Origin of the sequence: Streptomyces luteolus (assembly GCF_029968015.1) — a bacterium.
GTDB lineage: Bacteria > Actinomycetota > Actinomycetes > Streptomycetales > Streptomycetaceae > Streptomyces > Streptomyces luteolus.
On record NZ_JASCIS010000025.1, the window covers coordinates 66603 to 81517 of the forward strand.

Consider the following 14915-nt stretch of genomic DNA (forward strand, 5'->3'; position numbering starts at 1 on the left):
GGAAGGGGCGGCTGCCCCTTCCCCCTCCGCCGTTCCGCTCGCCTCTGCGCGCCCGTACTCGACTTCTGTTCAGGCGGCGGGTGTTCAGGCGGCGGGGTCCGGGCGGCGCAGGAACAGGTTCATGGCGGTGAGAGTGAACACGATCTCGTCGCGCTGGTCGAGGACCTCGACGCGGGTGTGCACGAGTCCGCGGTCCGGCTTGGAGCGGGAGACTCGGGCGTCGAGGATCGTCGTACGGATGGCGAGGGCGTCGCCGGGCCGCACCGGCTGGACCCAGCGCAGTTCGTCCACTCCCGGGGACGCGAGGCTCGCGTGCCTGCTCACGAAGTGGTCGGCGTACAGGCGCATCATCACGGCGGAGGTGTGCCAGCCGCTCGCGATCAGGCCCTTGAACGGGCCGTGCTCGGCGGCCTCCGGGTCGGTGTGGATGCTCTGCGGGTCGAAGCGGCGGGCGAAGTCGAGGATCTCCTCCTCGGTGAGGGTGATGCGGCCGAAGGTGTACGTGGAGCCGGGGACGTAGTCCTCGAAGTAGCGGTCGTCGATGGGCGCGGCGAAGTCGGCGCTCGGCGGGATCGGAGCTGTCATGGGGACTGCCTTCCGGTGGAGTCGGGACCGGGAGGCATTGTGTCGGACCGGGGATCAACGCGCCGGGGACCGGTGGTGGTCGGGGGGCACCAGTGAGACATCAACCTCCCGCACCCCACCCGGAGTAGGACCCGCACCCCATGAGAAGATCGCCCTTCGGCCGAGACGGGAGGGGTGGCGATGTACGCCAGGTCACTGGGTGACGACGGTGCGACCCTTGGTCCGCTGGAGCCGTGGCAGGCCGGGGAGTTCCTCGCGCACATGGACCGGGGCCGCGAGTTCATCGGCCGGTACAACGAACTGCCGGACGTCGTACGGGACATGGAGTCGAGCCGGGCCTATCTGCGGGCGTACGCGGAGAAGACCGCCACCGACTCCGGCCGGATCTGCGGCATCCGCCTCGCGGACGGCACGCTGGTCGGCGCGGTCATCCTGCGCACGATGGACGTGGAGCAGGGCGTCGCGGAGGCGGGCTGCTGGCTGGAGCCGGCCGCCGCGGGCCGCGGGCTCGTGACGCGGGCCGTGCGGCTGCTGATCGACTGGGCGGTCGAGGAGCGCGGCATCCACCGCGTCGAGTGGTGGGTCGCCTCGGCCAACGCACCGAGCATCGCCGTGGCCCGGCGCCTGGGGATGACGCGTGACGGCGTCCTCAGGGAGAGCTACCTGTACCGGGGCGAGCGGCACGACATGGAGATCTGGTCGGTGCTCGCACCGGAGTGGCGGGCGGCCCACGGCCGGGCGGCCGGAGCCGAAAGGGACTGAGCGGCCGCCACACCGCCCCCGCGCGGCACGCGAGCAGGCACGCGTGCGGCCCGAGCCCGAACCCGGGCAAGACCCCCGTACGTCTCAGCACGTGAGAAACGCCCTGGTCATGACCGGGTGGGCTGCGGGTATCGTTCGCGCCGCAAGCCGACCCCGGAGGGAAGCAGCACATGTCCACGCTCCCGCAGTCCAGCAGCCCGGCCATCGATCACGAGCAGGCCACCGCCGACTACACGGCCCTGCTCGACCGCTCACTCTCGCTGAACCTCACCCGCGGCAAGCCCGCCCCGGACCAGTTGGACCTGGCGGCCGAGCTGCTCGCCTGCGACCTGGCCGACCACAAGGCGGCCGACGGCACCGACTGCCGGAACTACGGCGGCCTGAAGGGCCTGCCCGAGCTGCGGGAGATATTCAGCGGGCCGCTGCAGGTACCGGCCGACCAGCTGGTCGCGATGGACAACTCCAGCCTGGCCCTGATGCACGACACGATCGTGCACGCGCTGCTGAGCGAGCTGCCGGGGGCGGAGCGGCGCTGGAGTGACGAGCCCGACATCGCGTTCCTGTGCCCGGTGCCCGGCTACGACCGCCACTTCGCCCTGTGCGAGCGGTTCGGCATCGAGATGATCCCGGTGCCGATGACGCCCGAGGGCCCCGACATGGACGTGGTGGCCGAGCTGGCCGGGGGCGATCCGCGGATCAAGGGCATCTGGTGCGTGCCGAAGTACAGCAACCCGTCGGGCATCACGTTCAGCGAGGCGACCGTGCGCCGGCTCGCCGAGATGGAGACGGCCGCGCCGGACTTCCGGATCTTCTGGGACAACGCGTACGCGATGCACCACCTCACCGATGAGGAGGTCGAGGTCACCGACCTGCTCGCGGCCTGCGCCGACGCGAGCCACCCGGACCGGGCGTTCGTCTTCGGCTCCACCTCCAAGATCACCTTCGCCGGTGCGGGCGTCGCGTTCTTCGGCTCGTCGCCCGCCAACGTCGAATGGTTCCTGAAGCACGCCGCGAAGCGCACCATCGGCCCCGACAAGCTGAACCAGCTGCGGCACGTCCGCGTGCTCCGCGACACCGACGGCGTACGGGCGCACATGGCCCACCACCGCGAGCTCCTCCGCCCCAAGTTCGACCTGGTCGAGCGCATCCTGGAGCGCGAGCTCGGCGGCACGGACCTGGCGACCTGGTCGCGTCCGCAGGGCGGCTACTTCGTCACCCTCGACGTCCGCGAGGGCCGCGCCCGTGAGGTCGTCCGGCTCGCCGGGGAGGCCGGGGTCGCGCTGACCCCCGCGGGCGCCTCGCACCCGTACGGCCGCGACCCGCAGGACAGCACCATCCGCATCGCGCCCAGCTACCCGGGGCTCGCGGAGCTGGAGGAGGCCATCGTCGCGCTGGCCGTGTGCGTGCGGCTCGCTTGCGCGGAGGGCTAGCCGCCCCGGGGCGCGTCCGGCGCTTGTCGGTCCGGGCACCGCAGGTCGCCCTGCGGGCTCGTCCTCAAGCGCCGGACGGGCTGGATTTGATCCCCTCCCCGCCCCTTCCCGGCTGTGTCTGATATGCGGCTGGCGCCGCGTGGCTGCGGCGCCGTCAGATCGCGCTCCGCGCTCGTCCTCAAACGCCGGACGGGCTGGATTTGGCCCCCCTCCCCGAAAGCCTGCGGCGCCGTTTGATCGCGCTGCGCGCTCGTCCTCAGACGCCGGACGGGCTGGAGTGGAACACCGCCACCGTGCGTGCCGGGACCGTGAATGATCCCGAACTCGCCTCGTAGCGCGCCGACTTGACCGTCTCGTCACGGCCGGAGGCCTGCACTGGGTGGAGGCTGTACGCCGTCCCCCGCGCGGCCTCGACCCGCTGGTCCTGCTCCTGGGGCGTGGCGTTGAAGACGATCACCAGGTCGCCGAGGGTCATCGTGATGACGCCCGGGGTCTCGGCCGCCGTTCCGGACAGCGGGAAGGCCAGCGCCTTCTGCACGTCGGCCGTCGTCGCGAGCTGGAACTCCGGTGCCGTGCTGCGGATCTTCAGCAGGTCCTGGTACGCGGCCGACGTGCCGTTGATCTCCGCGCACCCCGGAGCCGCGCTCGCGCCGAGGAGTGGCTTGGCGTAGGGCCACTTGTCCTTGTTGTCGGCGGCGGGCGGCAGTCCGCGCCCGAAGCCGTTGCCGTCGCGGCAGTCCCAGTGCAGGGCGTTGAACCAGTCGCCGCTGTCGTACGAGTTGCGGTCGAGTGACTTGGAGCGCAGCAGGTCCGTGCCCGCCTGGGAGAGGGCGGGGCCCTGTGAGAGTGCGGCGGTGGCCAGGGCGAGGACCTGCATCCGGGCCCGGTCGGTGGGGCTCGTCGTCGCGGGGAGTTTGAAGGCCAGTGCGTCGTAGAGGGTCTCGTTGTCGTGCGCGTCGGCGTAGGCGAGGGCGTCGCCCGGGTCGGCGGCGTAACCGGCGGGGGCGCCGTTGTAGTCGACCTCGGAGCCCTTGACCGTACGGCCGGAGGAGTCGGTGAAGGTGTAACCGGCGAGGTTGCCGGTGAGGCCGACCTTGATGAGGTCCTGATAGTGCAGCAGGCGGGCCTTCTGCTCGGCCGGAGTGCCGTTCGCCTTCGAGGAGTTGGGGTCGGTGAACAGGCCAGTGGCGAAGCCCTGCACGCCGGGGTCCTCGTCGAAGGGGCCGCCGCCGCGCACCGCGTCCCGGGCGCGGTCGGAGAACGTGGCGATGCCCGTGCCCGCCATGTTCTTCTGGGTGGCCTGCTCGAAGCGGGCGTCGTCGGCGATCTCGCCGAAGTTCCAGCCCTCGCCGTAGAGCAGGATGTTCTTGCCGTCGACGCCGTCCTTCGCGAGCGTGAGCGCGTCGAGGGCCTTGCGGACGGCGAGGATGTTGGCCTTCGGGTGGTGGCCCATGAGGTCGAAGCGGAAGCCGTCCACCTTGTACTGCTTCGCCCAGGTCACCAGGGAGTCCACGACGAGTTTGCCCATCATGGCGTTCTCGGGTGCGGTGTTGGCGCAGCAGGTTGAGGTGGCGACGGTGCCGTCCTCCAGGAGCCGCTGGTAGTAGCCGGGCACGATCTTGTCGAGCACCGACTTGTCGGCCTGGCCGCTCGCGACCGTGTGGTTGTAGACGACGTCCATGACGGTGCGCAGACCGGAGCCGTTGAGGGCCTGCACCATCCGCCGGAACTCCACGGTGCGGCGGGTGCCGTCCGGGTCACTGGCGTACGAGCCCTCGGGAACCGTGTAGTGCAGCGGGTCGTAGCCCCAGTTGTACGCGTCCTTCGCGGCGGCCTTGCCCACGCAGTCCTGCTGGGCCTCGGAGTCGGGCGCGTAGGACCCCAAGTCGCAGTCGGGGGCGGCCTGTTGGTCCTTGCGCTCGGGGATCGTGCCGATGTCGAAGGCGGGCAGGAGGTGCACGTACGAGGTGCCGGAGCGGGCCAGTTCGCGCAGGTGCCGCATGCCGTCGGAGTCCTCGTCCGTGAACGCCAGGTACTCGCCCGGGTGTTCGTTGGTGCGGTCCTCTACGGAGAAGTCGCGGATGTGCAGCTCCTGGATCTGCGCCTCGTGGGCCGGTTCGGCGGCGGGTTTGCGCAGGGTGCTCCAGCCCTTCGGGGCGAGCCGCGGGTCGGCGAGGTCCACGGCGAGGCTGCGCCGCGAGTCGGCGGTGAGGGCCGTGGAGTACGGGTCGGTGACCTTGTTGGTGACGACCTTCTGGACGCTGGGCGCCCACACCTTGACGACGTAGCGGTAGGGCTTGCCCGCCCAGCTCGCGGGCCCCGTCGCCGTCCAGACACCGGAGGTGTGGTCGCGGCGCATGGGCACCGTGCGTCCGCCGATCTCCAGGGAGACCCGCTGCGCGGTGGGCGCCCAGACGGCGAGGGTGGTGCGGCCCCGCGCGAAGCTCGGGCCGAGTGTGGCCTGGGTGGAGCGGGCGCTGTAGAGGTCGTCCAGGACGCCCTGGGTCTGCACACCGGTCGCGGCGACGAGGGTGCCGTCGGCGGCGTGCCGGGTCGCGACGAGCTGGCCGGTGAGCGCCTTGCGGACGCGGTCCCGGTCGCGCGGGTCGAGACGGAAGGCCGCGTAGCCCTTCAGGTGCGGGTACTTGGCGCGCTGCGCGTCGGTGAGGCCGCCCTCGACCGGGGTGAGGTTCAGGCGCTTGGCCTCGCCGTGGAGCGCGCCGTCCTTGACGGTGAGGCCGCCGTCGGGCGCGTAGCGGAGCGCGTGCACGGCACCTTCCGCCGAGCCCGCGGGCTTCCAGGCGACGGTGTCGCGGTCGATCCACTGCGCCGCGGACTTCGTCACGTCGAGGGGCGTGGCGGCCGCGGCCGCCGCGGGTGCGACGAGCGGGGTGGCGCTCGCGGTGAGGGTGAGGGGCGCGGCCGTGGCGAGCAGGGCGAGGGCCACGGTCGCCGCGGTGCGACGTCGGGGTGAGCCGGTCACGGGATTCTCCTCAAGGGTGGGCGGCCGCCCGGCATGCGGGGACATGGATGGGCCGGGCGGCCGGTCTGTGGGGCGGGCCTCGGTCGCCGGAGGCCGCGCGGGGTGGGGGCGGGCCTCGATCGACCGAGGCCGCGCGGACAGGACGTCAAGAGTTCCGGACTTCGCAAGTTCTTCCGCAAGACATTGCATCGGTGTTACGTTCCCGGGCAGAGACTCCGGTCCGGCCGGCCGAGAGCCCCGCGAGGGGCCTACGCGCCCGGCCGGTCGGGCCGGTCACTCCTGGAGCGGGCCGCGGTGGAGCCACGGACGACCAACTCCGGCTGGAACACGAACTCGGTGCGCTGCACCGGGTTTCCGTCGATCTCCTCCAACAGCGCCCCGACCGCAGCCGTCGCCATCGCCTGCACCGGCTGGCGCACGGTGGTCAGCGGCGGGTCGGTGAACGGGATCAGCGGCGAGTCGTCGAAGCCCACCACCGACACGTCCCCCGGCACCGAAAGGCCGCGCTCGCGCACCGCGCGGACCGCGCCGAGCGCCATCATGTCGCTGCCGCACACCATCGCCGTACAGCCGCGGTCGAGCAGTGCCGCCGCTGCCGCCTGGCCGCCCTCGACGGTGAACAGGGTCCGCTCCACGAGGAGTTCGGCCTCCTCCGGTGCGAGGCCGAGCAGTTCGCCCTTGGCCGCCGCGAAGCCCTCCGCCTTGCGCCGCGAGGGCACATAGCGCGTCGGGCCGACCGCGAGGCCGATGCGCTCATGGCCCAGGTCGACGAGGTGCCGTACCGCCATCCGTACCGCAGAGCGGTCGTCGGAGGAGACGCAGGAGACCGGGATCTGCTCGTTGAACCCGTTGATGAGGACGAACGGCGTGCCGCGCCGCACCAGTTCGCGGTAGCGCGTCGGGTCCGCGGACATGTCGGCGTGCAGGCCCGACATGAACACGATGCCGCTGACACCCCGCGCCTCCAGATGGCCGACCAGCTCGTCCTCGGTGGCGCCGCCCGGCATCTGCGTACAGAGCATCGGCGTGTACCCGTGCCCGGCCAGGACCTGCTCGATGACCTGCGCGAACGCCGGAAAGATCGGGTTGGTCAACTCGGGGATCACCAGGCCGACCAGACCCGCGCTGCGCCGCTTCAGGCGTACGGGCCGCTCGTAGCCGAGGACGTCGAGGGCGGCGAGGACCCGGTGCCGGGTGGCGGCCGCGACGCCCGCGCGGCCGTTGAGCACCCGGCTCGCCGTGGCCTCGCTGACGCCCGCCTGCACAGCGATGTCGGCGAGGCGCGGCGCCGCACGCGACACCCTCGCGTCCTCCCTCACGCCCGGCAGGGTCACACCGCCCACCAGACGGTGGTGTCGCCGGGCAGCAGCACCTGGCCGCCGCCCGCCCCGTCCGCCAACTCCACGCTGGAGAGCAGGAGTTGACCGGGCACGGGCAGCCGTACGGCCCGGGCGGTGGTGTTGACCGTGCACACGAAGCCGGGCCGGGCGAACACGAGGACGCCCTCGGGCGCGTCCAGCCACTCGACCGACTCGCCGGCGCCGAGCCCGGGCCGCGCACGGCGCACGGCGAGCGCGCCGCGGTACAGCTCCAGGGTGGAGTCCGGGTCGCCGGTCTGCGCCTCGACGCTCAACTCGCCCCAGCCCTCCGGCTGCGGCAGCCAGCTGCCCCCGGCCCCGAAGCCGTACGAGGAGCCCTCCACGGTCCAAGGGATCGGCACCCGGCAGCCGTCGCGGAAGCCGTCCTGACCGTCGGCGCGGTGGAACGACGGGTCCTGGCGCACCTCGTCGGGCAGGTCCGTGACGTCCGGCAGGCCGAGCTCCTCGCCCTGGTACAGGTAGGCGGAGCCGGGCAGGGCCAGCATCAGGAGGGTGGCGGCGCGGGCCCGGCGCAGGCCGAGCGCCCGGTCGCCGGGGGTGCGCAGCTGGGTGCCGCCGCCGGGCGGGTTGGCGAGGCGGGTGGCGTGCCGGGTCACGTCGTGGTTGGAGAGCACCCAGGTCGTGGGGGCGCCGACGGGACGCATCGCGGCCAGCGAGCTGTCGATGACGGCCCGCAGCTCGGCCGCGTCCCAAGAGGTGCCCAGATACTGGAAGTTGAAGGCCTGGTGCATCTCGTCGGGGCGGACGTAGTTGGCGGTGCGTTCCACGGTGGGCGTCCATGCCTCGGCGACCAGGACTCTGTCCTCCGCGTACTCGGCGAGGACCGTGCGCCAGCTGCGGTAGATCTCGTGCACGCCGTCCTGGTCGAAGAACGGCATGCGGTCGTTGCCGAGCAGCTTGAGCTGGTCGCCGCGGCCGATGTCGGGCAGCCCCTCCGCCTTGACCAGGCCGTGGGCGACGTCGACCCGGAAACCGTCGACGCCCATGTCGAGCCAGAACCGCAGGATGGAGCGGAACTCGTCGCGTACGGCGGGGTGTTCCCAGTTGAAGTCGGGCTGCTCGGGCGCGAAGAGGTGCAGGTACCACTCGCCGTCCGGGACCCGGGTCCAGGCCGGGCCGCCGAAGATGGACTCCCAGTCGTTGGGCGGGAGTTCGCCGCTGGCGCCCTTGCCGGGGCGGAAGTGGTAGCGCTCGCGCAGCGGCGATCCGGGGCCTTCGGCGAGGGCGCGCTTGAACCAGTCGTGCCGGTCGGAGGAGTGGTTGGGCACCAGGTCGACGATGACGCGCAGGCCGAGCGCGTGGGCGTCGCGGAGCAGCGCGTCGGCGTCGAGGAGGTCGCCGAACATCGGGTCGATGGTGCGGTAGTCGGCGACGTCGTAGCCGCCGTCGGCCTGCGGGGACGCGTAGAACGGGCTGAGCCAGACGGCGTCCACGCCGAGGTCGCGCAGGTGCGGCAGGCGGTCGCGTACGCCGCGCAGGTCACCCATGCCGTCGCCGTTGCCGTCGGCGAAGCTGCGCGGATAGACCTGGTAGATGACCGCGTGGCGCCACCAGTCGGAGGGGCGATCGGCGCTGGGGGCGGCCTCGGTGGCGGGTTCCATGGCGGCGGGTTCCGTGGCGGCGTCGGCGGCAGGGGCAGCGAGATGCTGGGTCATGTCTTCCCTGGGTTCTTGTGAAGTGGGGGTGCGTCGCGTCGTGAGGATCGGCGTCGTGAGGGTCGGCGTCGTGAGGGTCGGCTCAGGACTTCGTCGCGCCCGCCGTGAGTCCTGAGACGAGGTGCCGCTGGGCGAATCCGAAGATCACCGCCGCGGGCACGGCCACGATCACTGCCGCCGCGGTCAGCGAACCCCAGTCGCTGGTGTACTGGTTGACGAAGGTCTGCAGACCGCCGGCGAGCGTCAGGTTCTCCTCACCTGTCATGAACGCGGAGGCGTACGCGACCTCGGCCCAGCCGGTGATGAAGCTGTAGAACCCGGTGACGGCGAGGCCCGGCTTGGCAAGCGGCAGGATCAGCCGCCAGAAGGTGCCGAAGGGGTTGAGCCCGTCCACCCGGCCTGCCTCGTCGATCTCCACGGGGACGGTGTCGAAGTAGCCCTTCATCATCCAGGCGCAGAACGGCACGGCGATCGTCAGATAGGTGATGATGAGGCCCACCGGCTGGTTGAGCAGGCCGAGGCTCGCGAGCAGGTTGTAGAGCGGCACGATCAGCACGGCCATGGGGAACATCTGCGTGATGAGCAGCAGCCACATCAGGGGCCGCATGCCGGGGAACTTGAAGCGCGACACGGCGTATCCGGTGGTCGCGGAGATGAACACGCCGATGACGGTGGTCAGTCCGACGACCAGCAGGGAGTTGCCGAGCCAGCCGAGGAAGTACGTGTCGTTCAGGACGTGGTCGTAATTGCCGAGGGTGAAGTCCTTCACGAGCTCGGTGGAGAAGGCCTCGCTCTTCGGCTTGAACGACGTCACGAGCAGCCACAGGGGCGGCAGCACGGCCACGGCCGAGGCGACGAGCAGCGTCACGTGGAGGACGACGGAGGCCAGCGGTCCGCGTTCGCCGCGCGGCCTGAACTTCCTTGCGGGGGCTGCGAGTTCGGTCTTGGCGGTCGTAGTCACCGGGGTCACCACACTTCTCCCTGCTTGCGGAGCGCGCGGCGGTAGATCACCGCGAAGAACGACAGGAGCAGCAGGATGAGCACGCCCCAGGCGGCGGATCCCGAGAAGTCCCGTGGGCTGACGACGAACGAGAGGCGATAGGCGTACGTCACGAGGATCTCGGTGGCGTCACCGGGACCGCCCCTGGTCAGCAGGAAGATCACCGGGAACATGTTGAACGTCCAGATGCCACTGATCAGGACCACGGTGCTGCTGACGGTGCGCAGTCCCGGCAACGTGATGTGCCGGAACCGCTGCCAGGCGTTCGCGCCGTCCATCTCGGCGGCCTCGTACAGCTCGCCGGGGATGGACTGCAGTCCGCCGAGCATGGCGACGAGCATGAAGGGCACGCCGAGCCAGACGTTGACGGTGATGACGGAGAGCTTGGCCCAGGTGGGGTCGTTGAGCCACGGGATGGCGTCGATGCCGCCGCCGGCGAGGATCTGGTTGAGGATGCCGTTCTTCTCGTTGAAGAGCAGCCGCCAGGTGAAGACGGACACGAACGCCGGGACCGCCCAGGGCAGGATCAGCGCCATCCGGTACCAGGAACGGCCCGCCAGCCTGCGGTTGAGCATGGTGGCGAGGGCGAGGCCGAGGGCGAAGGACAGGGCGACACAGGACACCGTCCACACCACGGTCCAGCCGAGCCGGTCCCAGAACACCCCGTCGGAGAGGATCGCCGTGTAGTTGTCGAGGCCGACTGACTCGTACGTGGCGGGGATGTGGTTGACGCCGATGTGCCGTTCGACGTTGGCCTCGTTGGCGTCGGTCGTCGACAGGTAGATGCCGCGGACCAGCGGATATCCGACGATCAGGCCGATGACGGCCACCACGGGGGCGACCATGCACCACGCGTACCAGTGGGTGGACAGCGAGCGGCGCAGCCGGCCGGGGCGCTTCCCGCCGGGGTTCTTGCCGTCGTGGTGGCCGCGGCCGCGGACGCTCGATGCGTCCGCGGCCCGCACCACGGGCCGGCCGGTGTCGACAGCCATGGGGCGTTCAGCCCTCCTGTTCTTCACGATCCTTCTTCACGATCTGCGGTGCGGGAGGGGCTACTTGTAGTCCTTCAGGAGCTTGCGGTACGCGTCGCCGACGGCCTTGGCGCCTTCGGCGGGCGAGGCCTTGCCGCTGAGCACCTTCCCCAGCTGGAGGCGGATCGGCTCGAACAGGGCGTTGCTCTCGGGGATCCACGGCCGCTCGACGGACTTGTCGACGGCGGGCTTGAAGAACTGCACCATCTGGTTGTCCTTGACGGACTGCTGCTCGTAGACGGAGGTGCGGGTGGGCAGCAGGCTGAGCTTCTCGGTGGTCTGCTGCTGCACCTTCGCGGAGCTCATGTACTTGATGAACTCGTAGGAGGCGTCGAGGTTCTTCGACCCGGCGTACGCGGCGAGGTTCCAGCCGCCCTGCGGGGAACCCTGGCCGCCGGAGGTGCCTGCGGGCACGGGAGCGACACCGAGGTTGCCCTTGTCGGACTTGAACTCCTTGCCCTGGAGGGCGCCTTCGATCGACCAGGGGCCGTCGAGGGCCATGGCCACGTCGCCGTCCTTGAAGGCGTTGAGCTGGTTGTTGTAGCCGTCGCTCGCGTCGGTCACGGCGGCCTTGGAGTCGACGAGGTCCTTCATCACGGAGAACGCCTTGGCGCCCTCCGAGTCGTCGACGGTGACCTTCTTGTTCTTGGCGTCGAGCAGGTCGCCGCCCTCGCCGTAGAGGTACGGGAGGTAGTAGTACGGGTCGTCGCCGCGCAGGTAGAGGGCGGTCTTGCCGGTCTTCGCCTTGATCTTCTTCGCGGACGACTTGATGTCGTCGACCGAGCTGGGCACGCCCACTCCGGCCTTCTTCAGGAGCCGCTTGTTGTAGAAGAGGGCGAGCGTGTCGATGGTCTGCGGCGCGGCGTAGGTCTTGCCCTGGTACTTGGTGCTGGCCGCGGCCTGCTTCAGGTAGTCGTCCGCGTTGTCCAGCGCGGCGGTGTCGTCGAGCGGCGCGAGGTAGCCGAGCGAGGCGAAGTCCTGGGTCCAGGCGACCTCGGTGCGCATCACGTCGGGGGCGCCGGAGTTGCCGCCCGCGGCGTTCTTGAACTTGGCGTTGGCCTCGCCGAACGGCACGTTGACGTAGCGCACCTCCACCCCGGGGTGCAGCTGCTCGAAGCCCTTGGCGAGCTTCTCGTACGTGGCCTTCTCGGCGTCGTTCGAGGTGTCCCAGAACGTGACGGTGCCGGAGAGCTTGCCGCCCTTGCTGCCGCTCTGGGTGGTGTCGTCGCCGCCGCAGGCCGTCGCCGTCAGGGCCAGGGCCGCGATGAGGCCGGTCGCCGCTATGCCACGCCGCATGTGAACTCCTTCAACTGATCCCGGAACAGGGGGAGATCACCCCGAAACCGGGCATCTCCTGCGGGCCGCTCTCGACGCGGCGCCGGGTTGCCAGGAACGTAACAGCGATGAAAAGCAGCCGAAAGACCTTGCGAGAACTTTCTGCAAGGAGCGGTGATCGTTACCTCCGCGTGTCCTGGGCGCGGCCGGTCAGAACGGGGGCGGAGCCCTCATACACCCTCTGGGATCTGGCTGGCACCACACTGCAAGACGCTTGCAAGAACCTGCCGGAAAGAGCGTGCAAGAGCGGTGGGCAAGCCGAAGGATGGCGGGTACAGTCCGCCCATGACCGCACGGCTCGTCGACATCGCAGCCCAGGCGGGGGTCAGTGAGGCCACCGTGAGCCGGGTCCTCAACGGCAAACCCGGCGTCGCCGTGAGCACCCGCGAATCCGTCCTGGCCGCCCTGGACGTCCTGGGCTACGAACGCCCCCTGCGGCTGCGGCGCCGCAGCGAGGGCCTCGTCGGACTGATCACCCCGGAGCTGGACAACCCGATCTTCCCGGCGTTCGCCCAGGTCATCGCGCAGGACCTGACCCGCCAGGGGTACACGCCGGTGCTCGCCACCCAGACGCCCGGCGGCTCCACCGAGGACGAGCTGACCGAGATGCTCGTGGACCGCGGCGTGCACGGCATCATCTTCGTCTCCGGCCTGCACGCCGACACCACCGCGGACCCCGCGCGCTACGAGGTGCTGCGCGCCAAGGGCGTCCCGTTCGTCCTGGTCAACGGCCACGCACCGGACGTCACGGCACCCTTCGTCTCCACCGACGACCGCGCCGCCGCCCGCCTCGCCGTGACCCACCTCGCGACACTCGGCCACAGTCGCATCGGCCTTGCCGTGGGCCCCCGGCGGTTCGTGCCCGTGATCCGCAAGATCGAAGGCTTCCGCGGCGCCTCGCACGAGCACCTCGGCCTGCCGGAGGAGGACACGGCGGAGCTGATCCAGCACTCCCTCTTCACTCTGGAGGGCGGTCAGGCCGCGGCCGCCACGCTGCTCGCCCGCGGCTGCACCGGCATCGTCTGCGCCAGCGACCTGATGGCTCTCGGCGCGATCCGCGCGGCCCGCGACCTGGGCCTGCACGTCCCGGACGACATCTCCGTGGTCGGCTTCGACGACTCCCCGCTGATCTCCTTCACCGACCCGCCCCTCACGACGGTCCGCCAGCCCGTCCACGCCATGGGCCAGGCCGCCGTCCGCGCCCTGCTCGAAGAACTCGCGGGCACCCCGGCACCGCCCGGCGAGTTCCTTTTCCTGCCGGAACTGGTGGTACGGGGGTCCACGGGGGCGGGACCGCAGCAGTAGCGGCGCCGACCGCGCGCTCAGCTCGTCGGCCGGTACTCCATCTCGTACTCGTCCCCCACCACAGCGACCCGCACGAACCCCGCCTTGCGGTAGAACGCCTCCGCCCGGCCGTTCTCCCTGTGCACCCGCAGCCGGACCCGCTCCACGCCCGCCTCCGCCCTGGCCCAGTCGACAGCGGCCCGGAACAAACCGCGCGCGACGTCGCCGCCCCGGTGCTCCGGCCGTACGAAGACCGCGACGAGGTGGGCCTGGCGGGGCTCGCTCCGGCTACCGGTGGCGTCGGCGGAGCCGGGGTCCTTCACCCGTACGGTCACGGTCCCCACCCATGCGCCCGCGGGCCCTTCGGCGATGAACTGCCGGTGCGGCCCGCCCTCGGCACCCTTCGCCGTACGGTCCTTCCAGAACTGCTCGGACTGCGTCCTCACCCCCTCGTACGTCTCGCCGAAGGCTAGGCGTGCGAGGGGGTCGCGGAGTGCGGTCAGGCGCAGGGCCTTCGCCTCGGGCCACTCGTCGGGCCGGACTTGGCGGATCACGGGGTCGGCGGTCATGGGTCCATGGTTCGGCGGTCGCCGTAGCGGCGGCAACCCATTTCGTACGGCCAAGGCCTGGCCCGGCCACGCCCGTACCGCCCTTGGCCCGCCCCTCCCCCGGAGTGCGAGGATGGGCCCCGTGACCAGACGTGCCGCCGACGGGGAGACGACAGGCCGGCGTTGGCGGCGCGATCCGGAGTGGACGCGGGCGACGCTGGTCGACACGCTGCTCGAACTCACCGCCGAGGAAGGCCGCGAGCCGACCCGCAAGGCCATCGCGGAACGCGCGGGCGTCTCCGAGCGCACCGTCTTCGTGCACTTCGCCGACCGCGAGGCGCTCTATGTCAGCGCCGCCGAGCGCCAGGCCGAGCGCTGGCAGTCCCTGTCGGCGCCGGTACCGCCCGAGTGGCCGACCGACCGCAAGGTGCGGGCGCTGCTCGATCAACGCGGCCGGATGTACGAGCTGATGACCCCGATCCGCAAGGTCGGCCTCGGACTCGAACCCGACTCGCCGGGCCTGCGCCGGGTCATGGCCGACGGCGACGCCTGGCTGCGCGCCGACCTCGCGGCCACCTTCGCCCCGGAACTCCGGCACGCCCCCGGCGCCCGCAGGGCCGGCGGCCTCCTGGACGCGCTGGAGTCGGCCTCCTCCTGGGCGGCCTGGGACCACCTGCGGACCCGGCGCGGCCTGGACACGGCGCCGACGCGTGCGGCGCTCCGCCGCACCTTGGGCGCGCTCCTCGCGGACGTGGCCACGGGGCGTTAGCGGACCGCCTGCCCCACCCCTCCCCCCCCCCGCCGCCGGACCTGGTCGTGCGGCCCGTCCGGCGTGACGGAAGCTCCGCCCTTATTTCATGGCGTCTGCAAAAAGCCGCCCTCCCGACCCTTGACGCCTATTGCAGCAGCAATGCAATAGTGGC

At 71.2% G+C, this 14915-nt stretch carries 11 protein-coding genes and 1 pseudogene; 4 read left to right on the forward strand and 8 right to left on the reverse strand.

Going from position 1 to position 14915, the window contains the following annotated elements; genetic code table 11:
• Positions 1-84: 84 nt before the first annotated feature.
• Positions 85-585, reverse strand: a complete 501-nt coding sequence (locus QIT00_RS23765) for a MaoC family dehydratase (protein ID WP_282537400.1) — start codon at positions 583-585, stop codon at positions 85-87.
• Positions 586-765: 180 nt separating this feature from the next.
• Here QIT00_RS23765 and QIT00_RS23770 point away from each other — a divergent pair, with 180 nt between their 5' ends.
• Both QIT00_RS23770 and QIT00_RS23775 read left to right on the forward strand, forming a co-directional pair.
• Complete coding sequence (locus QIT00_RS23770; RefSeq protein WP_282537401.1) at positions 766-1347, forward strand: GNAT family N-acetyltransferase; 582 nt, start codon at positions 766-768, stop codon at positions 1345-1347.
• A gap of 170 nt (positions 1348-1517) precedes the next feature.
• A complete protein-coding gene (locus QIT00_RS23775; protein ID WP_282537402.1) occupies positions 1518-2777 on the forward strand; it encodes an aminotransferase class I/II-fold pyridoxal phosphate-dependent enzyme in 1260 nt (419 codons plus the stop codon).
• A 256-nt stretch (positions 2778-3033) separates the two neighbouring features.
• On the opposite strand, the pseudogene pulA reads toward QIT00_RS23775, so the two are convergent.
• The 6 genes and pseudogenes from pulA to QIT00_RS23805 all read right to left on the reverse strand — a co-directional run.
• Positions 3034-5625, reverse strand: a pseudogene (gene pulA, locus QIT00_RS23780) (pullulanase-type alpha-1,6-glucosidase); the annotation flags it as partial.
• 383 nt (positions 5626-6008) lie between these two features.
• Positions 6009-7103: a LacI family DNA-binding transcriptional regulator gene (locus QIT00_RS23785; protein WP_282537403.1), complete on the reverse strand. Its 1095-nt coding sequence runs from the start codon at positions 7101-7103 to the stop codon at positions 6009-6011.
• Entirely contained in the window at positions 7091-8740 is a 1650-nt protein-coding gene (locus QIT00_RS23790) for a glycoside hydrolase family 13 protein (protein ID WP_282537448.1), read from the reverse strand. Before QIT00_RS23790 ends, QIT00_RS23785 begins: the two co-directional genes overlap by 13 nt.
• A 136-nt stretch (positions 8741-8876) precedes the next feature.
• Positions 8877-9755, reverse strand: a complete 879-nt coding sequence (locus QIT00_RS23795) for a sugar ABC transporter permease (protein WP_408909840.1) — start codon at positions 9753-9755, stop codon at positions 8877-8879.
• Positions 9756-9760: 5 nt separating this feature from the next.
• Complete coding sequence (locus tag QIT00_RS23800; protein WP_282537404.1) at positions 9761-10786, reverse strand: carbohydrate ABC transporter permease; 1026 nt, start codon at positions 10784-10786, stop codon at positions 9761-9763.
• Between the two features lie 60 nt (positions 10787-10846).
• A complete protein-coding gene (locus tag QIT00_RS23805) occupies positions 10847-12121 on the reverse strand; it encodes an extracellular solute-binding protein (RefSeq protein WP_282537405.1) in 1275 nt (424 codons plus the stop codon).
• A 324-nt stretch (positions 12122-12445) separates the two neighbouring features.
• Here QIT00_RS23805 and QIT00_RS23810 point away from each other — a divergent pair, with 324 nt between their 5' ends.
• The gene (locus QIT00_RS23810; protein ID WP_282537406.1) at positions 12446-13465 is read left to right on the forward strand and encodes a LacI family DNA-binding transcriptional regulator; all 1020 of its coding nucleotides are present in this window, start codon (positions 12446-12448) and stop codon (positions 13463-13465) included.
• A 17-nt stretch (positions 13466-13482) separates the two neighbouring features.
• On the opposite strand, the gene QIT00_RS23815 is transcribed toward QIT00_RS23810, so the two are convergent.
• Positions 13483-14013 (reverse strand): GNAT family N-acetyltransferase, encoded by a 531-nt coding sequence (locus QIT00_RS23815; RefSeq protein ID WP_282537407.1) that lies wholly within the window; start codon positions 14011-14013, stop codon positions 13483-13485.
• 121 nt (positions 14014-14134) lie between these two features.
• Between QIT00_RS23815 and QIT00_RS23820 the strand changes: the two genes are divergently transcribed.
• Complete coding sequence (locus QIT00_RS23820; protein WP_282537408.1) at positions 14135-14761, forward strand: TetR/AcrR family transcriptional regulator; 627 nt, start codon at positions 14135-14137, stop codon at positions 14759-14761.
• Positions 14762-14915 lie beyond the last annotated feature (154 nt).